This is a genomic window from Nocardioides nematodiphilus, from assembly GCF_020216525.1.
In the GTDB taxonomy this organism is placed as follows: Bacteria; Actinomycetota; Actinomycetes; order Propionibacteriales; family Nocardioidaceae; genus Nocardioides; species Nocardioides nematodiphilus.
In genome coordinates, this window is sequence record NZ_JAIWOY010000002.1 from 431,989 (window position 1) to 457,117 (window position 25,129).

General features: G+C 72.3%; 26 protein-coding genes. 6 read left to right on the plus strand and 20 right to left on the minus strand.

The window, feature by feature from the left end; genetic code table 11:
• Positions 1-16: 16 nt before the first annotated feature.
• The 13 genes from nagB to KSO98_RS05175 all read right to left on the minus strand — a co-directional run bounded on the left by nagB (position 17) and on the right by KSO98_RS05175 (position 12,027).
• Positions 17-802 (minus strand): glucosamine-6-phosphate deaminase, encoded by a 786-nt coding sequence (gene nagB, locus KSO98_RS05115; RefSeq protein ID WP_225283912.1) that lies wholly within the window; start codon positions 800-802, stop codon positions 17-19.
• A complete protein-coding gene (gene nagA / locus KSO98_RS05120; protein ID WP_225283913.1) occupies positions 802-1,944 on the minus strand; it encodes an N-acetylglucosamine-6-phosphate deacetylase in 1,143 nt (380 codons plus the stop codon). The genes nagB and nagA overlap by 1 nt, the downstream gene beginning before the upstream one ends.
• A complete protein-coding gene (locus tag KSO98_RS05125; RefSeq protein ID WP_225283914.1) occupies positions 1,944-2,873 on the minus strand; it encodes an ROK family protein in 930 nt (309 codons plus the stop codon). Before KSO98_RS05125 ends, nagA begins: the two co-directional genes overlap by 1 nt.
• Positions 2,870-4,273, minus strand: coding sequence for a glycoside hydrolase family 3 N-terminal domain-containing protein (locus tag KSO98_RS05130; RefSeq protein ID WP_225283915.1), 1,404 nt, complete (start codon positions 4,271-4,273; stop codon positions 2,870-2,872). Before KSO98_RS05130 ends, KSO98_RS05125 begins: the two co-directional genes overlap by 4 nt.
• Positions 4,270-5,145, minus strand: coding sequence for a carbohydrate ABC transporter permease (locus KSO98_RS05135; protein ID WP_225283916.1), 876 nt, complete (start codon positions 5,143-5,145; stop codon positions 4,270-4,272). Before KSO98_RS05135 ends, KSO98_RS05130 begins: the two co-directional genes overlap by 4 nt.
• 49 nt (positions 5,146-5,194) lie before the next feature.
• Complete coding sequence (locus KSO98_RS05140) at positions 5,195-6,184, minus strand: carbohydrate ABC transporter permease (RefSeq protein ID WP_225283917.1); 990 nt, start codon at positions 6,182-6,184, stop codon at positions 5,195-5,197.
• A 39-nt stretch (positions 6,185-6,223) separates the two neighbouring features.
• Positions 6,224-7,555 carry an extracellular solute-binding protein gene (locus KSO98_RS05145; RefSeq protein WP_225283918.1) on the minus strand — a complete coding sequence of 444 codons (1,332 nt, stop codon included), beginning with the start codon at positions 7,553-7,555 and terminating at the stop codon, positions 6,224-6,226.
• An 81-nt stretch (positions 7,556-7,636) separates the two neighbouring features.
• The gene (locus KSO98_RS05150; RefSeq protein ID WP_225283919.1) at positions 7,637-8,767 is read right to left on the minus strand and encodes an ROK family transcriptional regulator; all 1,131 of its coding nucleotides are present in this window, start codon (positions 8,765-8,767) and stop codon (positions 7,637-7,639) included.
• A 253-nt stretch (positions 8,768-9,020) separates the two neighbouring features.
• The gene (locus KSO98_RS05155; protein WP_225283920.1) at positions 9,021-10,394 is read right to left on the minus strand and encodes an amidase family protein; all 1,374 of its coding nucleotides are present in this window, start codon (positions 10,392-10,394) and stop codon (positions 9,021-9,023) included.
• A gap of 22 nt (positions 10,395-10,416) precedes the next feature.
• On the minus strand, positions 10,417-10,656 hold the full coding sequence (locus KSO98_RS05160; protein WP_225283922.1) for a YtxH domain-containing protein: 240 nt from the start codon (positions 10,654-10,656) through the stop codon (positions 10,417-10,419).
• 22 nt (positions 10,657-10,678) lie between these two features.
• Positions 10,679-10,915 (minus strand): hypothetical protein, encoded by a 237-nt coding sequence (locus KSO98_RS05165; RefSeq protein ID WP_225283924.1) that lies wholly within the window; start codon positions 10,913-10,915, stop codon positions 10,679-10,681.
• Positions 10,916-10,994: 79 nt separating this feature from the next.
• Positions 10,995-11,474, minus strand: a complete 480-nt coding sequence (locus KSO98_RS05170) for a DUF421 domain-containing protein (RefSeq protein WP_225283925.1) — start codon at positions 11,472-11,474, stop codon at positions 10,995-10,997.
• A 31-nt stretch (positions 11,475-11,505) separates the two neighbouring features.
• Entirely contained in the window at positions 11,506-12,027 is a 522-nt protein-coding gene (locus KSO98_RS05175; RefSeq protein ID WP_225283928.1) for a hypothetical protein, read from the minus strand.
• A gap of 55 nt (positions 12,028-12,082) precedes the next feature.
• On the opposite strand from KSO98_RS05175, the gene KSO98_RS05180 reads away from it, so the two are divergent.
• Genes KSO98_RS05180 through KSO98_RS05190 form a run of 3 tightly spaced genes read left to right on the plus strand, consistent with a single transcriptional unit; the run spans position 12,083 to position 14,586 of the window.
• Complete coding sequence (locus KSO98_RS05180; protein WP_225283930.1) at positions 12,083-12,928, plus strand: sulfurtransferase; 846 nt, start codon at positions 12,083-12,085, stop codon at positions 12,926-12,928.
• A gap of 24 nt (positions 12,929-12,952) precedes the next feature.
• Positions 12,953-13,594, plus strand: a complete 642-nt coding sequence (locus KSO98_RS05185) for a YcnI family copper-binding membrane protein (protein WP_225283932.1) — start codon at positions 12,953-12,955, stop codon at positions 13,592-13,594.
• On the plus strand, positions 13,594-14,586 hold the full coding sequence (locus KSO98_RS05190) for a cytochrome c oxidase assembly protein (protein ID WP_225283933.1): 993 nt from the start codon (positions 13,594-13,596) through the stop codon (positions 14,584-14,586). The genes KSO98_RS05185 and KSO98_RS05190 overlap by 1 nt, the downstream gene beginning before the upstream one ends.
• On the opposite strand, the gene KSO98_RS05195 is transcribed toward KSO98_RS05190, so the two are convergent.
• Positions 14,587-16,179, minus strand: a complete 1,593-nt coding sequence (locus KSO98_RS05195) for a copper resistance CopC/CopD family protein (protein ID WP_225283934.1) — start codon at positions 16,177-16,179, stop codon at positions 14,587-14,589.
• 10 nt (positions 16,180-16,189) lie between these two features.
• Positions 16,190-17,656: an RNB domain-containing ribonuclease gene (locus KSO98_RS05200; RefSeq protein WP_225283935.1), complete on the minus strand. Its 1,467-nt coding sequence runs from the start codon at positions 17,654-17,656 to the stop codon at positions 16,190-16,192.
• A gap of 20 nt (positions 17,657-17,676) precedes the next feature.
• Between KSO98_RS05200 and yaaA the strand changes: the two genes are divergently transcribed.
• On the plus strand, positions 17,677-18,468 hold the full coding sequence (yaaA, locus tag KSO98_RS05205; protein WP_225283936.1) for a peroxide stress protein YaaA: 792 nt from the start codon (positions 17,677-17,679) through the stop codon (positions 18,466-18,468).
• Positions 18,469-18,580: 112 nt separating this feature from the next.
• Here the strand turns inward: yaaA and KSO98_RS05210 are convergent, their stop codons facing one another.
• From KSO98_RS05210 to KSO98_RS05220, 3 genes are read right to left on the minus strand one after another with little or no spacing between them, the layout of a single operon-like run.
• Positions 18,581-19,762 carry a bifunctional RNase H/acid phosphatase gene (locus tag KSO98_RS05210; RefSeq protein ID WP_225283937.1) on the minus strand — a complete coding sequence of 394 codons (1,182 nt, stop codon included), beginning with the start codon at positions 19,760-19,762 and terminating at the stop codon, positions 18,581-18,583.
• Positions 19,763-19,767: 5 nt separating this feature from the next.
• A complete protein-coding gene (locus KSO98_RS05215) occupies positions 19,768-20,508 on the minus strand; it encodes a zinc ribbon domain-containing protein (RefSeq protein ID WP_225283938.1) in 741 nt (246 codons plus the stop codon).
• 26 nt (positions 20,509-20,534) lie between these two features.
• A complete protein-coding gene (locus KSO98_RS05220) occupies positions 20,535-21,347 on the minus strand; it encodes a Nif3-like dinuclear metal center hexameric protein (RefSeq protein ID WP_225283939.1) in 813 nt (270 codons plus the stop codon).
• 210 nt (positions 21,348-21,557) lie between these two features.
• On the opposite strand from KSO98_RS05220, the gene KSO98_RS05225 reads away from it, so the two are divergent.
• On the plus strand, positions 21,558-22,226 hold the full coding sequence (locus KSO98_RS05225; protein WP_225283940.1) for a hypothetical protein: 669 nt from the start codon (positions 21,558-21,560) through the stop codon (positions 22,224-22,226).
• 5 nt (positions 22,227-22,231) lie between these two features.
• Here KSO98_RS05225 and KSO98_RS05230 read toward each other — a convergent pair whose 3' ends face one another.
• Positions 22,232-22,885, minus strand: coding sequence for a hypothetical protein (locus KSO98_RS05230; protein WP_225283941.1), 654 nt, complete (start codon positions 22,883-22,885; stop codon positions 22,232-22,234).
• Positions 22,886-22,933: 48 nt separating this feature from the next.
• A complete protein-coding gene (locus KSO98_RS05235) occupies positions 22,934-23,806 on the minus strand; it encodes a LysR family transcriptional regulator (protein WP_225283942.1) in 873 nt (290 codons plus the stop codon).
• Positions 23,807-23,890: 84 nt separating this feature from the next.
• On the opposite strand from KSO98_RS05235, the gene KSO98_RS05240 reads away from it, so the two are divergent.
• Positions 23,891-25,123, plus strand: a complete 1,233-nt coding sequence (locus tag KSO98_RS05240; protein ID WP_225283943.1) for an MFS transporter — start codon at positions 23,891-23,893, stop codon at positions 25,121-25,123.
• Positions 25,124-25,129 lie beyond the last annotated feature (6 nt).

Here is a 25,129-nt window from a genome sequence, read left to right on the forward strand (position 1 = left end):
TCGACCCGTGAGCCCCTCAGTGCGCCTGCCACCCGGGCTTGGCGGCGTAGACCTCCGCGTAGTAGCTCAGCCGCTCGAGGCGGCTGGCAGCCGCCTCGTCGACCAGCACCGTGGCGTGCGGGTGCAGCTGCAGCATCGAGGCCGGGCAGGACGCGGAGACCGGCCCCTCCACCGCGGCCGCGACCGCCTCGGCCTTGCCCGCCCCGGTGGCGATCAGGACGAGGTGGCGGGCGCGCAGGATGGTGCCGATCCCCTGAGTCAGCACGTGCCGCGGGACCTCGTCGGGCGAGCCGAAGAAGCGGGCGTTGTCCAGCCGGGTCTGGGCCGTGAGGGTCTTGATCCGGGTCGGCGACCCCAGCGAGGAGCCCTGCTCGTTGAAGGCGAGATGCCCGTTGGTGCCGATGCCGAGGATCTGCAGGTCGACGCCGCCGGCGGCCTCGATCGCCGCCTCGTACCGCTCCCCCGCCGTCGGCAGCCCCGCCTCGGCGGCGTCGGGTCCGTGCACCCGTGCGGGTTCGATGCCGAGGTCGTCGGTCAGCTCGCGGCGGATGGTCGCGAGGTAGCTCTGCTCGTGACCAGGCGGCAGCCCGACGTACTCATCGAGGTTGAAGGTGGTGACGCCGTCCCATGACGGTCCGCTGCCGGCACGGTGGCGCCGGATGAGCTCCTGGTACGTGGGCAGGGGGGTCGATCCGGTGGCGAGGCCGAGGACGGTCCCGGGGTCGCGCGTGACGGCGAGCTCGACGATGTCGGCGACGAGGGAGGCGATCTCCTCGGCCGAGGCGAGCGGGACGAGCTCCATCAGGACTCCTTCTCGTAGACCAGTCGACCGCCGACGACGGTGGCGACCACGGTCAGGTCCGCGTCGACCAGGGTGAGGTCGCCGCGGGCGCCGGGCCGCAGATGGCCGCGGTCCGCCTCGCCCAGCAGCCCGGCAGGTACGGTCGTGCAGGTGGCCACCGCCTCGGCGAGGCTGGCCCCGGTGGCCTCGCGGATCACGCGCAGGCACTGCGGCAGGCTCGCCGCGGAGCCGGCCAGGGTGCCGTCGGCGAGCGTGACGGTGCCGGCGCTGATCACGACCTCCTGATCGCCCAGGCGTCCGGCCCCGTCGGGGACGCCGAGGGCAGCGGTCGTGTCGGTGACGGCGAGGAACCGGCCGTCGCGGGACAGCGTCCGCCAGGCGGTCCGCAGCATGAGCGGATCGAGGTGGTGTCCGTCGGCGATGACGCCGGCGGTGAGCACGTCTCCGCCCAGCGCGTGGCCGACCGGGCCGGGCTCGCGGGCGAGCAGCGGCGGCATCGCGTTGCCGAGGTGCGTCATCATCCGGGCCCCGGCCGCGACGGCGGCCTCGACCTGGGCGGTGCTCGCCTCGGTGTGCCCGATGCTGACCACGACGCCGCCGGCGACCAGCGCGCGGATGACGTCGAGCGCGCCGGGCAGCTCGGGGGCCAGCGTGACCATCAGGACGCCGGCCTCCCGCGACCAGCCCTCGATCACCTCGAGCGACGGCGGTACGAGCCACTGATGCGGGTGCGCTCCCTTGCGGGCCGCCGCGATCATCGGCCCCTCGAAGTGCAGCCCGAGCGGGACCGCGCCGCACCAGCCGTCAGGCGGGCCGGCGGCGAGCACCTCGAGCGCACGGGACCGGGCCGCGGGTGACGAGGTGATGACGGTCGGCACGAAGGCCGTCACCCCGAACCGCGCCAACCCGGTCGCGACCTCCCACAGACTCTCCGGCTCGGCGGTGAGGTCGTGACCGACAGCGCCGTTGACCTGGGCGTCGATCAGCCCGGGCAGCACGGTCAGCCCGGCAGCATCCACCGAGTCCGCGGCGGTGACCGCCGAGCCGGCAGCTGCGTCGACGACGTGGCCCTCGACGATCGTCACCTCGAGCGGTGCGCCGGTGGCGTCGACGCCGCCGGTGATCCGCATGGTCCCGCTCATCACGCTCCCCGCCCGAGCGAGGCCGCGCCGAGCGCCGCGACCGGGGTCCCGGCCGGGATGAGGGTGACCCGGCCGGCGAGGTCGAGCGAGGCGAGGAACGGCGAGTTCGCGGCCTGTCGGCGCAGCGCGGAGCGGACGGCCTCGCCCAACGGCGCACCCAGGTTGGCCACGCCTCCGCCGATCACGACGGCCTCGGGGTCCGCGGCGAGGGCGACCACCCGGACGGCGTCGGCGACCCCGGCAGCGAAGCGGTCGCGGATCGCGATCGCCCGCTCGTCGCCCGACGCCGCCGCGGCGAAGAGCGCCTGGGCCGGCGGCCCGTCTTGGGTCGGCCACGCCGCGGCGAGGGCACGCCCGGAGGCGATCAGCTCGAGGCAGCCGCGCTGGCCGCAGGAGCAGGGTGGGCCGTTCGGGTCGACCGGCAGGTGGCCGATCTCACCGGCGGCGCCGTGCGCACCTCGACGCAGCACGCCGTTGAGGACCAACCCCGCGGCGAGGCCGGTGCCGAGCGAGACGTACGCGACGTCGTCGGCCCCGGCGACGAGATGGGCCCCGAGGGTGGCGACGTTGACGTCGTTCTCGACCAGGACCGCCGTGCCGAGCCGTTGGGCGAGCAGCTCGCCGAGGTCGAACCACTCGCCGTCCAGACCCAGGTTGACGGCGTGCTTGACCGCGCCGCGGTCGGGGTCGACCAGACCGGGGATGCCGACGCCGACCCACGCGGGCCCGGCGCCGGGGACGCCCGCGGGGACGTCGGCGGAGGAGGTGAGCGCCGCGACCACGTCGGCCGCGGTCTGCACGACCCCGTCCGGCCCGAGCGCGGTGGGCAGACGGCGCTCGGCGAGGATCGTGCCCTCGCCGTCGACCGCGACGCCGTGCACCTTGCTCCCGCCGATGTCGAGGCCGATCGAGAATCCCGTGCCGCTCATCGCTGCCACCCGGCCTCGCGCAGCACGGTCTCGACCGCGGCGGCGCTCGGCAGCGAGTAGCCGCGGGTGCACAGCCGCGGCAGCGGCCCCTCGTACGGTCCGGGCCACCCCCACTCGACCACCACCGCCCGCGTCGGGTCGGAGACCCTCGCGAGCAGCGCGAGCACGTCGGGGCGACGGTGCATGTCGCGGACCTGGATGACGAGCGGCCCGTCGGGGAGTGCGTCGGCCGGCATGACGACAGCGTCGGGCGGCAGACCCCACGGCACCTCGCCGACGGCGACGTTCGCGGGCGTGCTGATGCTGACGATGCGTGCTCCGTCGAGGTCGGGCAGGTCGCCCTGCAGCGTCATCGCAGCCCGGGCGGCATCGACCTGGGCGGGCACGTCGAGCATCCCGACGGGCGCCCCGGCGCTCGACGCGCGCGGGAGGGCGGCGATCCGCCGTACGGACTCCTCCAGACGCTCGCGACTCAGCCGGCCGTCGGCGACGGCGGCCACCACGGCCGCCTGGATCTCGCGGACCAGCGCGGCCGGCTTGTCGGGGCCGACGCAGAGGAAGTCGGCGCCGGCTGCCAGCGAGAGCACGGCGGCGGCCGGGATGCCGCGCGCGGCCGAGGCACCGGCCATGTCGAGCGCGTCGGAGACGATCACGCCCTCGAAGCCGAGACGCTCCCGCAGCAGCGCGAGCACGGGTGCCGACAACGTGCCGGGGAGCTCGGGATCGAGCGCGGGGACGACGATGTGCGAGGTCATCACGGCCGCGGTCCCGGCGGCGACGGCGGCCTCGAACGGCACCAGCTCGCGCGCCGCCATCACCTCGAGCGACACGTCGAGCACCGGCAGCGCCAGATGGCTGTCCTCGCCGGTGTCGCCGTGGCCCGGGAAGTGCTTCACACAGGCCCCGATCCCGCCGGTCTGCAGTCCCTCGACCCACGCGCCGACGTGCTTGCCCGCGGCGTGGGCGTCGGCGCCGAAGGAGCGCGTGCCGATCACGGGGTTGTCGGGGTTGGAGTTGACGTCGGCGACCGGACCGAGATCGAGGTCGATCCCGGCAGCCGCGAGGTCCGCCGCGACGCGCGCGCCCACGGCACGGGTCAGAGCCGGGTCGTCGACGGCGCCGAGCGCGGCCGCGCCCAGCACCGGTGAGCCGGCCAGCGCGTGCAGCCGGGTGACGTCGCCACCCTCCTCGTCGGAGGTGATCACGACCTGCGGGCCGGCGGCGCGGATCGCGTCGGTGAGAGCACGGACGTCGGCGATGCTCGCGGTCGCGATGTTGGAGCCGAACAGGCAGACGCCCCCCAGTCCCTCGGCCAGCAGCTCCGCGTAGTCGGCGGTGAGCTCCGGACCCGCGAAGGACGGCATCAGCACGCCCAACGCGAGGGTCTCGATCGAGGTCATCCCTTCACCGCCCCCGACGTCATGCCGGTGACCAGGTTGCGCTGGATGAGCAGGAAGAAGAGCACGACCGGGAGCGCGAACAGGGTCGAGCCGGCCATCAGACCGCCGTAGTTGGTGCCCGTGGTCGGGGTCGAGAACGACGCCAGCCAGACCGGCAGGGTGTACATGTCCTGGTCCTTCATGAACGAGTAGGCGAGCAGGTAGTCGTTCCAGGCGTAGATGAACGCGAAGATGCTCGTCGCGATCACACCCGGCGCCACCAGCGGGAAGAGCACGCGGAAGAGGATCTGGCGGGTGCTGGCGCCGTCGACCATCGCGGCCTCCTCGAGCTCGCGCGGGATGGCGAGGAAGAAGCCTCGCATCACCCAGATCGAGAACGGCAGCACCGCGGCGACGTAGGCGAGCACCAGCCCGAAGTAGTGGTCGAGCAGATGCATCTTGTTGAAGGTGAGGAAGAGCGGGATCAGCAGCGCCGCGCTCGGCAGCATCTGCACCACCAGGATCACGACCAGGATCAGCCGGCGGGCGCGGAACCGGAACCGGGTCAACGCCGCGGCGGCGAAGATGCCCAGCGCGATCGAGATGAGCAGCGTCCCGCCCACGACGATCAGGCTGTTGCCCAGGCTGCGGAAGAAGTGCGACTGCGTCATCGCGGCGTGGAAGTTGGTGATCGTCGCGTGCAGCGGCAGGAACTGGGGGGTCGCGGTGGTGACGTCGGCCGGCGGCTTGAAGGCCGTGTTGACCATCCAGTAGACCGGGAAGATCCAGACCACGCAGAAGAGCACGGCCAGGGTGTTGGCGACGACGCGCCCGCGGGTCAGCTTGACGCGGGAGCGACGCCGTACGGGCGTGGTGGCGGTGTGGGCGCTCATCGGGGTCCCTGTTCGAAGCGGAGCGAAGCGAGCATTCGCATGGGGTGATTCACAGGTCCTCCCCTGCCTTGATCAGGCTGCGGATGTAGAAGGCGGTCAGGACCAGGAGCAGCAGCGTGGTGACGACCGAGATCGCGGCCCCGACGCCGAAGTGGAAGCTGACGAAGGCATTGCGGTAGGCGTAGATGCCCAGGGTGGAGGTGGCCCCGTTGGGACCGCCGTTGGAGATCAGCCAGATCTGGTTGAAGACGTTGAAGTCCCAGATCACCGACAGGATCGTGATGAGGAGCAGTGTCGGGCGCAGGAAGTGCAGCGTGATCGTCCAGTAGACCCGCCATTCGCTGGCGCCGTCGAGGCGAGCCGCCTCGTAGTAGGCCGGATCGACCTGGGTCTGGGCGGCGTTGAGGGTCAGCGCGATGAACGGCACCGCCTGCCACACGATCAGCATCCAGATGCAGGCGTACGCCAGCCGGGGGCTGTTGGCCCAGTTGGTGGCGGTGACGTCGCCGAAGAGATGGGTCTGGGTGAGCAGCCAGTTGGCGACGCCGTAGCCCGGCTGGAAGAGCCAGCCCCAGACCATCGAGGAGGCCACGTTGGGCATCGCCCAGGCGAAGATGAGGACGACGGTGACGGCGTAGCGGAAGCCGGTGCCGATCTTGCCGAGGAGCTGGGCCACGCCCATGCCGACCACGACGCTGCCGGCGACCATGGCCGCGGTGAAGAGGATCGTCCGGACGAAGGATCGCCAGAACTCGCGGTCGTGCAGGATGTCGCGGTACTGGCGCAGCCCGACGATGTCGTAGGTGCCGGTGAACAGCATCTTCTGCCCGGCGTTGGTGAAGGACAGGTAGATCAGGTAGCCGATGGGGACGATGGTCAGGGCGGTGATGACCAAGCCGGCCGGCGAGAGCAACAGCAGCGGGGTCAGACCGGGGCGTGTGACGGCTCCGGGGCCTCGCCGCTTCCGTGGCCGCCGCGGGGTCTCCGCGGCGGCCACGGGCTCGCCGGCGGCGACGGAGGTCGCAGCTGGTGAGCTCATAGCGGAATCGTGTCAGTGCTTCTCGGGGATCTCGCCCGCTCAGCCCTGATCGTTCAGGACCGAGTCGAGGTGGTCGTCGAAGCCCTTGGCGGCATCGGCCGGGCTCTTGGCCCCCGTCGCGATGTCGGCGAAGAACTGCTCGACGGCCTTGTCACCCTCGATCGTGGCCCAGCCGGCGGTGGCCGGGGTGGACTTCGAGTTGCCGGCCGCGACGAAGTACGCCTGGTGGAGTGCGTCGGCCGAGCCCTTGGCGGCGTCGATCATCTCGGTGGTCACCGGGATCCAGCCCTGCGCCACGACCGGACCGCTCTGGATGGCCTGGCTGGCCGCGATCTTCACCCAGGTCGTCGCCAGGTCCTGGTTCTTGCTCTTGGCGGCGATGCCCCAGTCGGAGCCCGCCAGCATCACCGGCTGGGTGCTGCCGGACTTGCCCGGGAACGGGAAGGTGCCGAGGTCGGCGTCCTTCAGCTTCGGGTTGTCCTGCTCGATCACACCGATCTCCCACGCGTTGCCGATGACCGCGGAGGTCTTGCCGGCGGCGAAGATGTCCTTGTCCTGGTCGGGCTGGCCCGTACCGGTGGTGTTGATCGAGGCCGAGGCCTTGGTGGAGTACGCGTTCTGGAACGCCTTGAAGTCCGCGAGGCCCTGCTGGGCCTTGCTGTCCGACATCGTGCCCTTCCAGCTGTCGCCGTCCTTGGCGGCCACGTCGCCGCCGGCGTCCCAGACCCACTGCAGACCGTCGTACCAGTACTTGCCGGGGAGGTAGAACGGCGCGAAGTCCTTCTGCCCGCCGAACTTCGCCTTGACCTTGTCCAGGTCCTTGGTGAGCTCCTCGTACGTGGTCGGGGCCGCCGTGATGCCGGCCTCGCTCCACATCTTCTTGTTGTAGATGACCGCGCGGGTCGCGGCGAAGGCCGGGACGCCGTAGAGGTTGCCGTCGATGGTCGCCGGGCCGGCGAGGCCGTCGAGCCAGGTGCCGCCCTGCTGGAGGGCGTCCTTGCTGTCGGTCAGGTCGGCGAGGCCACCGCTGGCGGCGAAGAGGGGCACGTCGGTGTTTCCGAGCTCGACAACGTCGGGAGGGGTGTCGGTGGCGAGCGCGGTGGTGACCTTGGTGGCGATGTCGGCCCATTCCTGGGTCTCGACCTTCACCTGGGCCCCGGTCTCCTTGGTGAACTCGTCGTTGATCGCCTTCATGGTGTCGTCGGTGAGGTCACCCTGCATGTTCCAGACCGTGATGGTCTTGCCTGCGCCGTCGGGCGTCGAGTCCGCCGAGGCGTTCGTACCGCTGTTGTCGCTGCTGCCGCAGGCGGTGAGGGCGATGGCGGTCGCGATGCCGAGGGCACCGGCCACGAGATTGCGCGTCTTACGCAAGGTTTCTCCTAGGGGTGTTGCGCGGGGTGCCCGCGTCGGACCCGGGGCGGTCGCCTCGGGAGGTTCGGGGTGCCGGGGCGGTCATGAGACCCCCAGCTCGCCGGCGAGGACCAGGACGGCCCCGCCGAGCAGGACGACGTCGTCGCCGAGCCTGCTGGTGCGGACGACGAGTCGCTCGCCGGTGACCGGCATGGTGCGCTGCCGGATGACGGTGTCGACCGCAGTGAGCAGCGGACCGTCGAGGAGCTCCGCGGGCCCGGTGAGGACCAGCTCGTGCAGGTTGAGGGTGCCGACGACCGGCGCGAGGACCGCGCCGAGCTGCTCGCCGACGGCGGTGAGCTCCTTGGCGGGCTCGTTGCTCGCCTCCACGCGGCGCCGCAGGTGGGGCACCGCGACGACGGTCTCCAAGCAGCCCGTACGGCCGCATGCGCACTGCTCCCCGGCCGGGTCGACCACCACGTGGCCGATCTCGCCGGCCGCGCCGTGGTGGCCGTGGAGCAGCGCGCCCTCGAGGACGAGGCCGGCGCCGACACCGGTGCCGACGCGGAGCAGCATCAGGCCGCCCTCGCCGGACTCGCCGAAGGTGTGCTCCCCGAGCACGGCGGTGTTGGCGTCGTTGGCGACGTAGACCGGGACCTCGAACGCGGCGTGCAGTCCGGCGGCGAGCGGGACGTCGCTCCAGCCGAGGTTGGGGGCGTCGACCACCGTGCCGGCGTCGTCGACGATGCCGGGACTGCCGACGCCGATGCCGAGGACACGGGCGCCGGTGGCCTCGACGAGGCGGCGGGTCAGGGTGTGCAGCAGCGCCACGGCCGCCTCGCCCTTGGCGCCGGCCAGCTCCTGCTCGTCGCGATGGGTGACGGTGCCCCCCAGCGTGACGACCGCACCCGTGAGGCGGTCGTCGACGCTGAGGTCGAGGGTGACGATGTGGGTAGCGTCCTCCCGCAGCCCGACCAGCGTCGGCGGCTTGCCGACCCGGGTCTCGGCCGGTGCGCCGAGCTCGGCGAGGAGCTCGTCCTCGATCAGCTCGGCGATCAGGTCGGAGACCGTCACCCGGGTCAGACCCGTGCTGCGGGCCAAGTCCGCGCGGCTCGCCGGGCCCTCGCCGAAGAGCTGCTGGAGGATGAGGGCGCGGTGATGACGGCGGGCGTCCTCCTGCAGCAGCTTGCCACTGGGGCGAAGGGCTCGGCGGCGCGTGGTGACCTGGCTCACGTTTGTTAGTTCAGCGTACTTACTAATCCCGTGTCAACGGTCTTCTTGTCACGCTTTCGAAAAGTGGGCGCTTCAGACGTGTTTCGGCCCCGGGACCGCCGGAGTCTCAGCGAACGGCCGCTCGCCCGACCCCGGGCGCCTTCCAAAGGGTCACCGTGACCCATTGCGGCGACCGTGACCCTTCAAACCATCACCCGCGGCCCAAAGGGTCACCGTGAAAGTTCGCAAGTGTCACGGTGACCCTTTGCCGGGCTCAGAGCCCCAGCGACGTGGCGATGCCGAGGAGCGGGCCCTCGTCGTCGCTGAGGGCCGAGAGCTGGACGCCGATGGGGAGGCCCTCGCGCGACTGGCCGGCCGGGATCGAGAGGGCGGGCAGGCCGGTGGTGTTGGCCACGGTGGTGAAGGCGATCATCGGCAGGCTGCGCAGCAGGGCACGGATCGAGCCGGCACCATCGAGCTGGCCGAGGGCCGGCGGGAGGCAGGCGAGGGTCGGCGAGAGCACGGCGTCGTACGCGCCGAACCGCTCCTGGAAGCTCTCCCGCATCCGCTCGCCGAGCTCGACGGCCTTGCGCAACAGGGGTCCCTGCGCCCAGATGCCGAGCTGAGCGGTGTGACGGCTGCGCAGCTCGAGCCGCTCGGGGTGCTCGACCAGACCGACGCACTCGCGCAGGGAGGCGAAGAACTGCGGTACGAACGACGCCTGCACGTCGGGCCAGCGGCCGTCGAGCGCGACGACGTCGTGGCCGGCGGCGGCCAGCCGACCGGCCATCCGCTCGACCGCCGCCGCGACCTGCGGGTCGACCCTGACCGGACCGAGCGCCGGCTTCGTGAGCCACCCGATCCGGCGCGGCGCGGTGTCCGCGGCCGCCTCGGCATACGGGCGCGCGGGCGGCGCCGCGCGCCAGCGGTCAATCTCGACCACGCCGTTGATGACGTCCCAGACGAGTGCGCTGTCCGCGACCGTACGGGTGAGCGGCCCGGCGGTGCCGAGCGTGCCCCACAACGACGGGTGGGGCGCCATGCTCGCCCGGCCGCGCGCCGGCTTGAGCCCGATCAGCCCACAGGCCGAGGCCGGGATCCGGATCGAGCCGCCGCCGTCGCCGCCGATCGCGACCGGCACGCAGCCCGAGGCCACCGCCGCCGCGGAGCCACCACTGCTGCCGCCGGTGCTCCGCGACAGGTCGTACGGGTTGCGGGTGACGCCGTGCGCGACGGACTCGGTGAACGGGAACTGCCCGAACTCCGGCATCGTGGTCGTCGCGACGATGATCGCGCCCGCGGCGCGCAGTCGCCGCACGACCTCGGAGTCGGCGGAGGCGGGCGTCGAGTTCCCGCGGCCACCGAAGGTGGTCACGACCCCGGCGATGTCCTCCTCGGACTTGATCGCGACCGGGACACCGGCCAGCGGACCACGCTCGGCCGCAGGCAGCGTGTCGACCGCGTCCGCCGCCGCGAGTGCCGACTCCGCGAGCACCAGCGAGAACGCGTTGAGCTGCGGCTGCACCTCGGCGATCCGCGCCAGCGACCGCTCGACGGCCGCCCGGGCGCTCAGCCGCCCGGCGCGTACGTCGTCGGCGATCTCGCGGGCGCTCGGACCTGCGGCGACCAGGCTCGTGGGAAGCTCCATGGGCCCAGTGTCGCTGATCGCCTCAGCCCTCGCTGCCGGAGTGGCGGATCTTCTCCTGCGCGGTCTCCTTGAGGCTCTGCGCCGCCTCGCCGGCCTTCTCCGCCGCGACGTCGCGGGCCTGATGGACCTTCTCCTGCGTGCGAGGGTCCTGCCACACCGTCTGCGCCTTGGCCTTCAGCTGCTCGTACCGCTCGCGCCCGGCGCGCGTCCCGAGGACGTACCCGACGCCGATCCCGATCAGCAGGTTCAACTTCCCTGACATATCGCTCTCCCTCTCCTTCGCCTCAGCCGCCGAGGATCTGGGCGGCCGAGATGGCTCCGTGACGCGCCTCGATGGCGTCGGCCAGCCGGGCGACGTCGGAGTCCCCGACCTGGACGCCGACCTCGTCGAGGCCGCGACGCAGCTCCTCGACGACCGTGCCCTCGGTGGCGCCGTCCTGCCAGGACGTGACCCGGTCGACCACGGCCTGGATCGCCTCGAGCTGCTCGTCGCTGTATCCGTTGCTCTGTGCTTGCGTCATGCCTGGGCGTTACCCGAAGCAGGGCCCGACTATCCCGAACGAAACACGTTCTCGAGGTGAGGGCCACCACGATCGGTCCCTAGGTCTGGGGCGACGTGTCGGTGGCGCCCTCCTGCTGCTTGTCGTAGGTGAAGAACGCGATCTTGCCGTCGTCCTCGAGGACCGCGTACTCGATCTCGCGCGTCCAACGGATGCCCTGCTCGCGCGCGGAGACCAGGATGTCGGCGACGTCGATGCGCTCGTCGCGCAGCACATCCTCGATCGGATGCCCGTCGCGCCACACGATCACCGGGCGACCCGCCGTGACTGGGCGTACCCGCGGGAAGCGCCACTGCACCCAGCCGATCGCCACCGTCATCAGCGCGAAGGTCGACACGGCCAGCAGGCCCGCGGTGACCGAGTAGTCCTGCTGGGTGACGGCCTGCTGGATGAGGTCTCCCATCGTCACGTAGACCAGCAGCTGGAAGGTCGAGAGCTCCCCCAGCGTCGAGCGTCCGATCGCGCGGGTGACCAGCCACAGGAAGCAGAACACCACCAGCGCACGCAGCACGATCTCCATCAGCGCACTCCTCTTGTCGTCACGGCCCGGCTCACGGCAGCAGCCTCGTACGGAAGTCGACGCTCGCCACCGGGGTGCCGTCGGGGCCCAGCACCCGGGCGGTGCCGGACCTCCCCTGCTGGCTGGCGGGCTGGACGTAGATGTCGAGCCCGATGACCAGGGTGTCGCCGTCGGGCGGGTCGAAGGTCATCCGATCCCACGTCCCACCGGCGGTCTCCTTCGACGGCTCCGGCGTGATGCCCTGGGACTCGAAGATGTCGAAGTACGCCGACGTGGTCTCGATCGTGACGGGACCGTCGAAGCCGCCGTCGCGGGTGATGGTCAGCTCCCAGGGCACGTCCTGCCCGGCCCGCGCGATCGAGGCGTAGCGCAGCTCCAGCCGGTAGCCGCCACCCGTCGCGGAGACCGTGTGCTGGCGCATCCCCAGGAAGCCGAACAGCGCGAGCAGGACGAAGACGAGCATCAGGCCGAGGAATCCCCGCCTGCCCCACGCCGCCCGGGGTTGCTTCTTGTCGGTCGAGACCCCGTCGAGGGTCGAGCTCGGCACTCTCATACCCCGGGTGGTACCCATTCGTCGCCGCTGGGGATCGGCAATTACGCTCAAGCACGTGAGCGTGCTGATCACGACGACCGAGCTGGCCGCCGCCCTGGAGTCGCCGAACCCGCCGGTGGTCCTCGACGTCCGCTGGCGGCTCACGGCCGCGGGCGGACCGCCGTACGACGGCCGCGCCGACTACCTCGCAGGCCACGTGCCCGGCGCCGTCTTCGTCGACCTCGACCACGACCTCGCCTCGCACCCCACGGATCCCGCCCAGGGCCGGCACCCCCTGCCCACGCCGGAGGCGTTCCAGGACGCCGTACGGACGTGGGGCGTCTCGGCCGGTGACACGGTGGTCGTCTACGACGGCGAGGGCAACCTGGCCGCCGCGCGCGCCTGGTGGCTGCTGCGCTGGGCGGGCGCGCAGGACGTACGCATCCTCGACGGCGCGCTGCCCGCGTGGATCGCCGCCGGCCGGCCGCTGGAGACCGACGACGTGACGCCCGCACCCGGCACCTTCACCGTCACGCCCGGCAGCATGCCGACGCTCGACGCCGACGGCGCCGGCGCCTGGGCCGCCGACGGCGTCCTGCTCGACGCGCGCGCACCCGAGCGCTACCGCGGCGAGACCGAGCCGATCGACCCGAAGGCCGGGCACATCCCCGGTGCCGTCAACGCGCCGACCGGCGGCAACCTCGCCGAGGACGGCCGCTTCAAGAGCGCCGACGACCTCCGCGCCCGCTTCGCCGCCCTCGGCGTCTCCCCCGAGGCCCCGGTCGCCGCCTACTGCGGCTCCGGCGTCACCGCGGCCCACGAGGTCGCCGCGCTGGCGATCGCCGGCATCGACGCCGCCCTCTACCCCGGCTCCTGGTCGCAGTGGAGCAACCAGGACCGTCCGGTCGCCACCGGCGCCTGAGCCCAGCCCGTACGAAAGAACGTGATGAAGCACCTCCTCGCCGCACCCGCCCTCGCCCTCGCCGCACTCATCGCCCTCGCAGGGGGCGCGAGCGCGCACGTGACGGTCAACCCGAGCACGGCGACCGGAGGCTCGTGGTCGAAGCTCACCTTCCGGGTGCCGACCGAGTCCGAGACGGCCTCGACGACGAAGGTGCAGGTGTACTTCCCCGCCGACGCGGGCTTCCAGTCGGTCACGGTCAAGCCGCACCCGGGCTGGAGCTACTCGATCAGCCGGACGAACGACACCGTCGAGCAGATCACCTGGACCCCGATCACCAAGGCGTACGAGATCCGGCCGGGCGAGTTCGACGAGTTCGACGTCTCCGTCGGCCCCCTGCCCGACTCCGGGACGCTGACCTTCAAGGCCCTGCAGACCTACAGCGACGGCTCGGTGGTGCGCTGGATCGACGTCCCGGCGGCCGGCCAGACGGAGCCCGAGCACCCCGCTCCCGTCCTCACGATCACGGCGGCCGACCGGGCCACCGACGAGGCCGGCCCGAGCAAGCCCGTGCCGACGGCGGCACAGCCCGCACCCGACCACACGCCGCTGATCCTGGCCTCGATCGCTCTGGCCGTCTCGGTGGGGGCCTTCGCCGTCGCCGCGCTGCGCCGCAAGCAGGGCTGATGAGCGGCATGCCCTGGATGGGCGCGGAGCTCGACCCGCTGACCTGGTCCACCTTCTTCACCACCTGGCGTCTGGAGGCCGGCTGGCTGGAGGCCTCGATCCTGCTCCTGAGCCTCTACCTGCTCGGCCACCGGCGGGCGGTGAGGCGCGGCGACTCGACCGTACGACCGTGGCGGGTCGTCTCCTGGATCACCGGCGTCGTGCTGATGTACGTCTCGGTCGCCTCCGCGATCGGTGCCTACGCGATGTCGGTCTTCTGGATGCACATGGTGCTCCACCTGATGATGATCATGGTCGTGCCGGCGCTGCTGGTGCTCGGCCACCCGCTGACCGTCCTGCTCGAGGCCTTCGAGGGTCCCGCGCGCGAGCGCGTGCAGCGGGCGCTGCACTCGTGGCCGGTGACCGTGCTCAGCCACCCCGCCGTCGGCCTGCTCGTCTACTCGGTGACCATCATCGGCACCCACCTGACCGGCTTCATGGACTTCATGGCCGAGCACGAGTGGGCGATGACCGCCGAGCTCGTCCTGTACGTGGCAGCGGGCTACCTGTTCCTGCTGCCGCTGCTCGGCGAGGAGCCGACCCGGCCGAGCCCGTCGTATCTCTCGCGTCTCGGGGTGTTCGTGGTCGGCATGGTGCCCGACACGATCGTCGGCATCGTGCTGCTGCAGACCAACCATCAGCCCTTCCCGCGGATGGTCGCGATGCACCCCGACTGGGCACCCGACGGTCTGCGCGACGTCAACACCGCCGGCGCGCTGATGTGGGCGGCCGGCGACGGCCTCATGATGATCCTCGCGATGGGCCTGATGATCACCGTGATCACGACGCCTGCGAAGCGGGCACGGATGACCGGCTCCTGGCTCGAGGGCGTGCGCCGCTCGACGCTGATGGAGCACGCCGGCGAGGGCTCCGAGGGCATCACGGACGCGGACAGCGACGAGGCCCTCGATGCGTACAACCGGATGCTCGCGCGCCTGCGCGAGCACGAGTGATCAGCGGATCGTGAGCGTGGCGTAGCCGCTCGCCTCGTCGATCTCGGTCGTGCGGACCGTGATGGCCAGGCGCCAGTCGCCCGCGACCGGTACCGACACCGGCGCTCGCCAGTGGCCGGGGTCGGCGAGCGTCAGCGGTACGGGAAGCGCCTCGATCTGCTTGTCCGGCAGCCCGATGCTCGCGGTGAGCTCCTCCGGCTCCGCCGGCTGGCCCGAGGCGTCGAGGACGTAGACGTGCAGGTCGACGGCGCGGCTGCCGGTCGGCACCGCCGTGACGTCGACGGTCTGGCCGAGCACGGTGAGGCTGGCCGAGATCGTCGGGCGGTAGGCCGTCTTCGCCGGCTCGGTCGCGACCAGGCTCGCGGTGACGCCGAGGATCGCCAGGACGAGCGCGGCCTCGGCCGCGACGACGGCCCGCAGCGGGGTGTCGCCGGCAGCCAGGCGACGGCGCGAGAGCTGCGCCAGGGCCAACACGACCAGCACGATGGCGATCTTCACCAGCAGCTCGCGGCCGTACGTCGTCCCGGTCAGCGCGCCGAGGCTGCCGACCTGGCGGATCGCCTGGTAGAGCCCGGTGCAGACGAGCGCGAGGACCAGGGCCAGCGCCAGACCGGAGAAGCGGGAGACGGCCAGGCGCGAGGCGTCGGAGTCACGCTGCGGGAGTACCGCCACGGCCAGCACGACGAGACCGCCGAGCCAGGTGCTGGCGGCGACGACGTGGACGGTGTCGTTGAGTGAGGCGACGACGCGGGCATCGCCCGCGGCGGCGTGCCCGGCGAGGGCGAAGCTCACGCCGACGGCAGCCGCGAGGGCGCCGGCGACGCGCAGCGAGCGGACGCGGCGCCACACCAGCACCAGGCCGACCAGCGCCAGCACGATCCGGGCGATCGTCGCGCGGCCGTACGTGGTGCCGACGACCTCGCGGATCAGCTCGCCACGGAACGTCGCGCCGAGTCCGAGCGCGGCGTCGTACGGGCCCTTGAGCAGCAGGCTCGCCACCGACCCGACGGCGAGCAGCACCCCGCCCGCGACCATCAGCCGGCGGGCGCGGGTGGAGGACCAACCCGCGCGCCAGCACCAGCCGATCACGATCAGGATGCCGATCAGGAGCGCGGAGCCGAGGTACCCGGTCCAGCGGGCGACGCCGAGCGCGATCCCGAGCGGGCGCGAGCTGTGCACGGACGGCGCGACCGGCGCCCGGCTGGCGTGGCCCACGGAGAAGGCGAACGCGCCGGACACGGGGTGCGAATCGGCGCTGATCACCCGCCACGCGACCAGGAAGGTGCCCTGACCCGCATCATCGCCGTCGCCGATCGAGACGCCGATCCGGTCGCCGTGGCCGCCCGGGTGGTCGACGTCGCCGCGGTCGATCCGCGCGCCGTCGGGTCCGTAGACGCGCAGGGAGCCGGGCACGAGCGAGACCGACTCGCTGAAGGTGAGCGACACCGCACCCGGCAGGGTCGAGACGACCGTGTCCGCGCCGGGGTCGCTCGACTCGAGGACCGCGTGCGCCGACGCCGGCGCGGCAACGGGACCGGCGAGCAGGAGGAGCGCCCCGAACGCAGCAACGAGGACGAGGGCGAGGCGCTTCATTGGCCGGATTTTACGTGCGCCCGGGCGCCAGCGTGAAAGCCACTGTGCGGGTCGCGATGTCGGCGGTCTCCAGGGTCACGGTGACGTCGGTGCCCAGCGGCAGCGGGCCGTCGCTGGAGACGCCCGCCTCGACGGCCGGGTCCTGGATCGTGACGCTGCCGCGCTTGCCGGTCTTCTCGTCCACCTCGACGATCACGCCCTGGAAGCTCTCCCCCACCCGCGGCGCGAGCACGCCGGCCTCGACGAGGTCGACGACACCGCGCTCGTACGCCGAGGAGCGGCGCGCGCTGGCGCGCATCTCGTCGGGCAGCGTGGCGAGCGCGTCGTGCACCCACCCGGGGACCGGCTCGTCGGCGCAGAGCGCGACGCAGATCTCGCCGGCGTAGCGGTCGACGAGGCGACGCAGCGGGGCGGTGACGTGCGCGTACTCCGAGGCGAGTGCGGCGTGCTCGGTCAGCTCCGGCAGCTCGCCGTCGAAGGTCGCGTAGCCGCTGCCGCGCAGCAGCCGGGTGCACGCCACCATCATCGCGGCGTGCTGCGGCTTGGCGACGTCGAGCGTGCGGATGAACTCCGGGTAGAGCATCTCGGCCGGCCACTCGATGCCCAGTGCCCGGGCGGTCCGGTGCAGGTGCTGGACGTCGCGCGGGTCAGCCGGCGGGAGCGTACGCAGGACGCCGACGCGGGCGTAGACCATCAGCGCCGCGGCGCCGAAGCCGGTGAGGAGGGAGATCTGGGCGTTCCACTCCTCGACCGGGAGCTGCTTGCGGTAGGCCAGGCGCCACTGGTCGCCGGTCACCTCGATCTCCTGGTCGGGCAGGGTCAGGTTGACCCCGCCGCGCTCGACCTCGAGCGCCTGCCGCTTGAGCCCGATCTCCTTGAGCAGCTGGATGGTCTCGGAGGCCGTCCCGGCATCGAGGTCGGCCTGCACGCCCGCGTAGTCGAGCTTGGCCGTCGACCTCACCCGGGCGCGCTCGACGTGCGTCGAGGTCCCCTCGCCGTGGGCGTCGAGCTCGATCGTCCACAGCAGCGCCGGGCGGACCTGGTCGGGCAGCAGGCTGGCGGCGCCCTCGGAGAGGACCTTGGGGTGCAGCGGGATCTTGGAGTCGGCGCCGTACAGCGACTCGCCGCGCTTGTGCGCCTCGACGTCGATCGGGTCGCCCGCGGTGATGAAGGCCGCGAGGTCCGCGATCGCGTAGTGGACCGTGTAGCCGCCGGTCTTGTCGTTGCGGACCAGGTGCATCGCCTGGTCGAGGTCCATCGAGCTCGGCGGGTCGATGGTGATGAAGGGCAGGTCCGTACGGTCCAGGTCCGGCAGCCGCGGCGAGGCGGCTGCGGCCGCGGCGGCCGCCTCCACCTCCGGCGGGAACTCGGGTGTCACCTGGAGCTCGGTCTGGAGCTGCTGGATGCCGGCGCGCAACGACTGCGCGGCGACGTCATCGTCGGCTTGGGCGACCCGGATCACTTGATTGCTCGGCACGCTTGGAAAGATAGCGGCTCGTGTTGATCCTGCTCCCGCCCTCCGAGGGAAAAACCGCGCCGAGGCGCGGTGCCGCGCTCGATCTCGAGGGCCTCTCGCTGCCGTCGCTGACCGCAGCTCGCGCCGCGGTCATCGACTCGCTGGTCGCGCTGTGCCAGGGCGACGAGGCGAAGGCGATGGAGGTCCTCGGCGTGCCGAAGACCCAGCCCGAGCTGGTCGCGCTCAACGCCGGGCTGGCGTCCGCGCCGACGGCGCGCGCGGACGCGATCTACACGGGCGTGCTCTACGACGCTCTCGATGCGCCCTCGATGTCGCCGCCGGCCAAGCGCCGCGCGGCCTCCCGCGTGATGGTCACGTCGTCGGTCTTCGGCCTGGTCGGGATGGGCGACCGCATCCCGGCGTACCGGCTGTCGGGCGACACGACCCTCCCCGGTCTGGGCGGCGTCCAGGCGCATTGGCGCAGCCACCTCGGCCCGGCCGCGGTCGAGGCGCTGGATCAGACGGGCGGGGGCGACGGCCTTCTCATTGATCTCCGCTCCGGCACGTACGCAGCCTTCTGGCGTCCCGACCAGGTCGCCGCCCGGACGGCCACGGTCCGCGTGCTGCACGAGGTCAAGGGCGTGCGCAAGGTGGTCAGCCACTTCAACAAGGCCACCAAGGGCCGCATCGTCCGCGCGCTGATGGAGTCCGGTGCCGCCCCGAAGACCCCCGCCAGGCTCGCCGACGCCCTGCGCGACCTCGGCTGGGCCGTCGAGGTCGGCGACCCGACCAAGAAGGGCACCCAGCTCGACGTCGTCGTCACGGACCTCTGAGGTCGAGAAGTCACTTTCTGCGGCGCGAGAGGTCACCTCTCGAGCCTCGAGAAGTGACTTGTGGCGGCTCGAGAAGTGACCTCTCAAGCCGCAATAAGTGACTTCTCGGCGTTCACCAGGTCGAGACGGTGAGGATCGGGTCGCGCGACGGCGGGAGGGCGTTGAAGAGTCGCAGCGATCCGCGGGTCGATCCGTCGTTGCCGTCGTCGTAGAACGTGATCACGCTGATCGAGGCGGGCGCAAGCTCCATCCGGTAGACCGCGTCCAGCTCGGACTCGAGGGCGCGGGCGACCAGGGCCTTGATCGGCGTGACGTGGCTGACGACCAGCACCGTCTGGCCGTGGAAGCGGTCCAGTACGCGGTCGAGCCCGGCCAGGACGCGCTTCTCGGCGGCGCGCAGCGACTCGCCACCGCGAGGCGCCTCGTCCAACGAGCCGAGCCAGCGCTCCAGCTCCCCGGGGAACCGCTCCCCCACCTCGGCGAAGGTCAGCCCGTCCCACTCGCCGAACTCCATCTCGGCGAACCCGTGCTCCTCGGCGACCTCCTTGCCGAGCACGCCGGCGGCGATCTCGGCGGACTCGCGGGTGCGGCGGACGGGCGAGGACACGATGCCGGCGATCCGGTCCTTGATCGGCAGCAGCCACTCCGCAGCGGCGCGGATCTGGGCGCGCCCGTCGTCGGACAGCGGCGGGTTGGCCGAGGCCAGGCCGCCGGAGAACCGCTTCTCGGCCGTGTGCGGGGTGACGCCGTGCCGCAGCAGGATCAGCGTCGTCGCGGCACCCGGGGCGCCCCAGCCGCGGGCCGGGACCTCGCCCTTCACCGACTCGACGGACGCGATCAGGCTCGACTCGTCCTCGGAGCGCGACGTGATGGTCGCGCCGTGCCGGATGCCGTCGAGCGCCTCGTTGGCGAGCCGGTCGGCGTGCTTGTTCTGCTCGCGCGGCACCCAGACGTACGTGGTGCCCTCTGGCGCGAGGAGCCGGGCCTCGGCGAAGAGAGGCTTCATGCCCGGGTGCTTGACCTGCCAGCGTCCGCTCATCTGCTCGACAACGAGCTTGGAGTCCATCCGGACCTCGATCGCCGCGCCGGGCGCGACCTCAGCAGCGAGGCGCAGGCCGGCGATGAGACCGGAGTACTCGGCGACGTTGTTGGTCGCGATGCCGATCGGGGTGCCGTCCTCGGCGAGCACGTCGCCGCTGGCGGCGTCGCGCACGAGGGCGCCGTACGACGCCGGTCCCGGGTTGCCCCGTGACCCGCCATCGGCCTCGACGATGACCCGCTCGAGTCCGGACACGGGACTCAGAGGCCGGACTCGGCGGTCCGGACCATGATCACGCCGCACTCCTCGTGCCGGATGACCTCGTCACTGGGCGCGGTGCGGATGCGGGAGAGCTCAGCCGGCTCGACGCTCAGCCGGCAGCCGCCGCACTGCTTGGCACGCAGCTCGGCGGCGCCGATGCCGCTCTGCTCGCGGATCCGGTCGTAGAGCGCCATCAGGTCGGCAGGCATGCCCTCGATCGCGGGCCCACGGTCGGCGGTGATAGAGGCGAGCTCCCGCTCGACGTCGGCGGCGCGCTCGGTGCGTGCGTTGGTGAGCTCCTGGATGCGGGCGTCGAACTCGTCGATCTTGAGATCGAAGCCGGCGGCGGCCTTGGTGGCCTCGTCGAGCTGCTCCATCACCTCGAGCTCCTCGTCCTCGAGAACGCCGATGCGGCGGTCGATGTTGGCCAGCTCGGCCTGGAGGCGCTCGAGGTCCTTGGGATTGGTGACCTGGCCGGCGTCGATGCGGGCCTGCTCCTTGGTGCGGCGGACGCGGACGGCCTCGACGTCCTTCTCGGCCTTGGCGACGGCCACGGCGAGGTCGTCGCGCTGGATGCGGAAGTCGATCGCGGTGTCGTCGACCTTCTTGCGCTCGATCTGGAGCTCGGCGATCTGCTTGCTCTCCGGGAGGTTCTTCAGCTGGTGACGCAGCTGCAGGATCCGCGCGTCGATCTCGGCGATGTCCAGCAGCTTGAGCTGTGCGAACGGGTCGGCCTTCACCAGGTGGCTCCTCTTGAGATGTAGGACTAGACGCGCAGCGACCAGGGATCGGTGACGATCTCGGAGACGCGCGTGGTCACCCTATCGCCCAGAGCCTCCTGGAGACGCCTCGCGACGACGGGCAGCCAGGTCCACTCGGCCGCCCAGTGCGGCACGTCGACCAGGGCGGTGGTCCCGTCCTCGAGGAACTCGCTGCTCACGTGATGGCGCAGGTCGCTGGTGACGTAGACGTCGGCGCCGCTGTCCGCAGCCAGGCCGAGCATCGAGTCGCCGGCTCCCCCGCACAGCGCCACCCGCTGGACCGTACGGGCCGGGTCGCCCGCCGCCTTGATCCCCGCGGTCGTCGCCGGGACCGCGCCGGCCACGTGCTGCGCGAAGTCGGCGAGCGACATGGGCGCGGGCAGGGTGCCGATCCGGCCGAACCCGATCTCGCTGTCGGGCGTCGGGAGCGGCTCCAGCGGGCGGATGTCCCGCAGCCCGAGCGCGAGCGCCATCGCCTCACTCACCCCGTCGAGCGCCTGGTCGGCGTTGGTGTGCGCGGCCAGCAGTCCGCAGCCGGCCTGCATCAGGGTCCAGACCGTGCGCCCCTTCGGGGTGACCGGCGCGAAGCCGTGCACCGGCTTGAGGAAGAGCGGGTGGTGGGTGACCAGGAGGTTCGCACCCCATTCCGCGGCCTCGTGGGCGACCTCGGGAGTCGGGTCGACCGCGAACAGGACCTTCGCGCACGGCGCCGCCGGGTCGCCGGCCACGAGCCCGACGGCATCCCATCCCGCGGCGGTCTCCGGCGGGTACCAACCGTGCAGCAGGTCGACGACGTCGCCGAGGGTGGGAGCAGACATGGAGGCCAGGCTAGTCACTCGGCCCTCCCGCACCGCCGACTCGGCCCTCCCGCACCGCCGACTCGGCCCTCCCGCACCGCCGACTCGGCCCTCCCGCACCGCCGACTCGGCCCTCCCGCACCGCCGACTCGGCCCTCCCGCACCGCCGACTCGGCCCTCCCGCACCGCCGACTCGGCCCTCCCACACCGCCGAGTGGGTACCGGCCACCCATGGCGACTCCCCTGACTCCCGTGACCGCCGGCTTCCGCCGCCTCGCCCAGCTGCGCCACGCGCGCGGCTTCCACCCCGACGGACGCGTCGGCCGCGGCCTGTTGGTGGTGTCCGACCCGGACTCCGCGATCGGACGGGTCGTGGGCGCGGCCGATCACCCGGTGACCGTGCGCCTCTCCCGCGGCGTCGGGCTGCCCGGCCGCCTGGCGGACTTCCTCGGTCTGGCAGTACGGATCGAGCGCGGTGAGGAGCCGATCGATCTGCTCTTCACCACGACCGGGGACGGGCGCTGGGGCCGGCGCCTGATCCTGCCGTCGACGCGCTGGACGGCTCGATCGTTCAGCACGGTCATGCCGTACGCCGCCGACGACCCGCAGACCGGCGAGCACGAGCACACGCTGATCGCGCTCACCCCGACCGAGGACTCGCTGCCCGACGCCTCTCTCGAGGCTCTCGACCACGTCGACGCCGAGCACCCGCTCACCTTCGCGGTGGAGGAGTCCCACGGCGGCTGGCACTCGGTCGGGCGGCTGATCGTGCACGAGGTCGGCGCGGACGCGTCACTCCCCTTCGACCCGATGCTGCACGCCGATCCGCACCTTCACCCGGTGCGGTTCCTCTCCGGCGTACGAGAGGCGGCCTACCGCGGCTCACGGCGCGGCCGCTGAGTCCGTCAGTCGACCTCCGGCTGGGCGGAGGAGCTGAACCAGCTGCCGTCCGGGAACGCGGGAGGCGACGGGCGGCGCAGGTCGTGCCGCTCCGGCTCCCAGGGCCACAGCTCACGTACCCGGGCCGCTGCGGCGAGGATCTCCTCGGCGTCGACGACGGTCACCGTCTCGTCGATGCCCGCCCCGGGAAGGGCGCAGATGATCCGGAGCTCCCCTGGCGGCGGCAGCGGCGACAGGAAGTACGTCGCCTGAGCCGCTCGGGGGCCGCCGCCGCTGCGGCTCGACCCGAGGGACACGCCGCCGTCGGCGACGCCCTCGACGTTCGAGCCACGTCGACCGTCGGCGAACTGCACGCCTAGCAGTGCGCGCTGACCCGCTGGTCGGCCCGGCGAGTGGTACTCCGTCAGTACCTCCCAGATCCCAGCCCGGTCACCCAGTCGCGCCCCGGGCCGCAAGCGCGCCTCGAGCTCGAACTCGAGACCGTTGCTGTATACCCGCATCCCGGCGAGGAAGATGACCAGATCGTCGCTGGCCCCCAGCACCTTCTCGACGGCGAGGACGGCCGGCACCTCGTTATCGGGCGCTCCGTACCGGACCGGCGGCACCGCGTCCGCGTCGTCCGGCCCGCGTGCCACGGAGAAGCTGGTTCCGCGCGTCATGGCGACACTCTCCCCCACTGACAGCGCCAGCGGAATGGGATGACGCCGTCAGGTGCCGAGCAACATCGCGGCGACGCGGTCGGCGGCGCGCGAGAGCGGCCGCTCGGAGGAGATCGCGAGCCGACAGACCCACCGCAGGTCCTCGGCGAGCGGCACCGCGACGGCACCCGCGTCCACCGGCACCGCGTGCTCGGGGAGGATCGTGACGCCGAGGCCGCGCGCGACGAGGGACCGGGCGAGTGGGAAGTCGGTGACCTCGGTCGAGACGGTGCGGCGCACGCCCGCCGCGGCGAAGGCCAGGTCGACGGTCGTGCGGTTGCCCCAGCCGGTCGGGTAGTCGACGAACGGCTCCTCACCGAGGTCGGCCACCGACACCGAGCGCGCTCGCGCGAGCGGGTGTCCGGGTGAGCAGACGAAGACGAGCCGTTCGGTGCCGATCTCGTGGAACTCGATGCCGGCGACCCGGCCCTGGGTCGCGACCAGCGCGAGATCGAGGTCGCCCGTACGGACCTGGTCGATGCTGCTCGCCGAGCCGGAGAAGGTCTGCCGCAGATGCACCGCCACCTGCGGATACGCCTCGCGGCAGCGTTGTAGGGCCGCGGCGATGTCGAAGCGTCCCGTGTACGCCAGGGTGCCGAGGACGACCGTCCCGACCACGGTGCCGCGGGCGCTGGCCACGGCGTCCTTCGCCGCCGCGAAGGAGCTCAGCACCTCCCGCGCCCGCGGCAGCAGCGCCTCGCCCTCCGGAGTCAGCGCGAGCCGGTGATAGCCCCGTTCGATCAGCGCGACGCCGAGCTCGTGCTCCAGCTGTTTGACCGCTGTCGAGACCGCCGACTGCACGACGCCGGCCCGTTCCGCGCCGCGGGTGAAGCTGCCGGTCTCGGCGACGGCGAGGAAGTACTCCAGCTGATGCGGCTGCACCCTCCGACACTATCGCGGGACGAGATCGAACCCATCGGATTCTTTCGTTGGAGGTGATGCTGCGATCGCGTCACCATCGAGGACATGACCACCGCATCGGCTCTTTCACCGGCCGCCCGCCGGCACCACGCCCGCAGCTTCTGGCTCGTGGCGCTGCTCTTCGCCGCCACCCTCGCCTTCGCGACGGTCCCGGCACCCCTGTACGGGCTGTACGCCGCCGAGGACGGCTTCGGCTCCTTCACCGTGACGGTGATCTTCTCGGTCTATGCCGTCGGCGTCGCCCTCAGCCTGTACCTCACCGGGCACCTCTCGGACCGCTTCGGCCGGCGCCGCCTGGCGATTCCCGCGGTCATGTTCAACATCCTGTCCGGCCTGGTCTTCGTGACCTCGCACGAGCTGGGCTGGCTGCTGGTGGCGCGCTTCCTGTGCGGCATCGGCGTCGGGATGCTCACCGCGACCGCCACCGCTCACCTGACCGAGCTGCACCGACAGGCCCGGCCTGAGGCCACGCCGACCCTCGCCGCTGTGGTCGCGACGGCCGCGAACCTCGGCGGCCTGGCGATCGGCCCGCTGGCGGCAGGCCTGCTGGCCCAGTACGCCCCGCGACCGCTCTTCACGCCCTTCGTCGTCTTCCTCTTCCTGCTCACCGCGGGCGTCCTCCTGGTCGCCACGGTCCCCGAGACGGTCGAGCTCCCCACCGACGAGTGGCGCTACCGTCCGCAGCGCGTCTCGATCCCCGACGAGGCTCGCGCCGGCTTCTGGGCAGCCTCGGTGGCCGCGTTCGTCGCCTTCGCCAGCTTCGGCTTCTTCAGCTCGCTCGCTCCGTCCTTCGTGGCGGGCACCCTGCACCACACCTCGCACGTCCTGGCCGGCTTCATCGCCTCGAGCGCCTTCGGATCTGCGGCGATCGCCCAGATCGTCGCCGCGAAGTGGCGGACCAGCGAGCTCTACCCGGCCGGCCTGATCACCTTGGCCATCGGTCTCGCGCTGACCGTCGGCGCGATCCTCACCAGCACCCTCGACACCCTGGTCGCCGGCGGCATCGTGGTCGGTCTCGGCGCGGGCCTGACCTTCAAGGGCGGCGTCTCCGCGGTCATCGCCCTCGCTCCGCCCGCGGTCCGCGGCGAGACGCTCGCCGCCCTCTTCCTGGTCGCCTACGTGGGGATGGGGCTGCCGGTCGTCCTGCTCGGCATCGCGCTGCAGCTGGTCGCCGTGCACGCCGCCGTCATCGGCTTCGGGGTGTTGATGCTGCTCCTGATCGTCGCCGCTGGGCTGCTGATCACCGCCGGACGCCGCCCGCGGATGGCGCTGGCCTGACGCTCG

What these genes read in the sequence shown, in the direction of transcription:
- nagB (WP_225283912.1), bottom strand. Translation starts at nt 802, where the DNA reads ATGGAGCTCGTCCCGCTCGCCTCGGCCGAGGAGATCGCCTCCCTCGTC.
- nagA (WP_225283913.1), bottom strand. Translation starts at nt 1,944, where the DNA reads ATGAGCGGGACCATGCGGATCACCGGCGGCGTCGACGCCACCGGCGCA.
- KSO98_RS05125 (WP_225283914.1), bottom strand. Translation starts at nt 2,873, where the DNA reads ATGAGCGGCACGGGATTCTCGATCGGCCTCGACATCGGCGGGAGCAAG.
- KSO98_RS05130 (WP_225283915.1), bottom strand. Translation starts at nt 4,273, where the DNA reads ATGACCTCGATCGAGACCCTCGCGTTGGGCGTGCTGATGCCGTCCTTC.
- KSO98_RS05135 (WP_225283916.1), bottom strand. Translation starts at nt 5,145, where the DNA reads ATGAGCGCCCACACCGCCACCACGCCCGTACGGCGTCGCTCCCGCGTC.
- KSO98_RS05140 (WP_225283917.1), bottom strand. Translation starts at nt 6,184, where the DNA reads ATGAGCTCACCAGCTGCGACCTCCGTCGCCGCCGGCGAGCCCGTGGCC.
- KSO98_RS05155 (WP_225283920.1), bottom strand. Translation starts at nt 10,394, where the DNA reads ATGGAGCTTCCCACGAGCCTGGTCGCCGCAGGTCCGAGCGCCCGCGAG.
- KSO98_RS05160 (WP_225283922.1), bottom strand. Translation starts at nt 10,656, where the DNA reads ATGTCAGGGAAGTTGAACCTGCTGATCGGGATCGGCGTCGGGTACGTC.
- KSO98_RS05165 (WP_225283924.1), bottom strand. Translation starts at nt 10,915, where the DNA reads ATGACGCAAGCACAGAGCAACGGATACAGCGACGAGCAGCTCGAGGCG.
- KSO98_RS05170 (WP_225283925.1), bottom strand. Translation starts at nt 11,474, where the DNA reads ATGGAGATCGTGCTGCGTGCGCTGGTGGTGTTCTGCTTCCTGTGGCTG.
- KSO98_RS05175 (WP_225283928.1), bottom strand. Translation starts at nt 12,027, where the DNA reads ATGAGAGTGCCGAGCTCGACCCTCGACGGGGTCTCGACCGACAAGAAG.
- KSO98_RS05185 (WP_225283932.1), top strand. Translation starts at nt 12,953, where the DNA reads ATGAAGCACCTCCTCGCCGCACCCGCCCTCGCCCTCGCCGCACTCATC.
- KSO98_RS05190 (WP_225283933.1), top strand. Translation starts at nt 13,594, where the DNA reads ATGAGCGGCATGCCCTGGATGGGCGCGGAGCTCGACCCGCTGACCTGG.
- KSO98_RS05195 (WP_225283934.1), bottom strand. Translation starts at nt 16,179, where the DNA reads ATGAAGCGCCTCGCCCTCGTCCTCGTTGCTGCGTTCGGGGCGCTCCTC.
- KSO98_RS05220 (WP_225283939.1), bottom strand. Translation starts at nt 21,347, where the DNA reads ATGTCTGCTCCCACCCTCGGCGACGTCGTCGACCTGCTGCACGGTTGG.
- KSO98_RS05225 (WP_225283940.1), top strand. Translation starts at nt 21,558, where the DNA reads ATGGCGACTCCCCTGACTCCCGTGACCGCCGGCTTCCGCCGCCTCGCC.
- KSO98_RS05230 (WP_225283941.1), bottom strand. Translation starts at nt 22,885, where the DNA reads ATGACGCGCGGAACCAGCTTCTCCGTGGCACGCGGGCCGGACGACGCG.
- KSO98_RS05240 (WP_225283943.1), top strand. Translation starts at nt 23,891, where the DNA reads ATGACCACCGCATCGGCTCTTTCACCGGCCGCCCGCCGGCACCACGCC.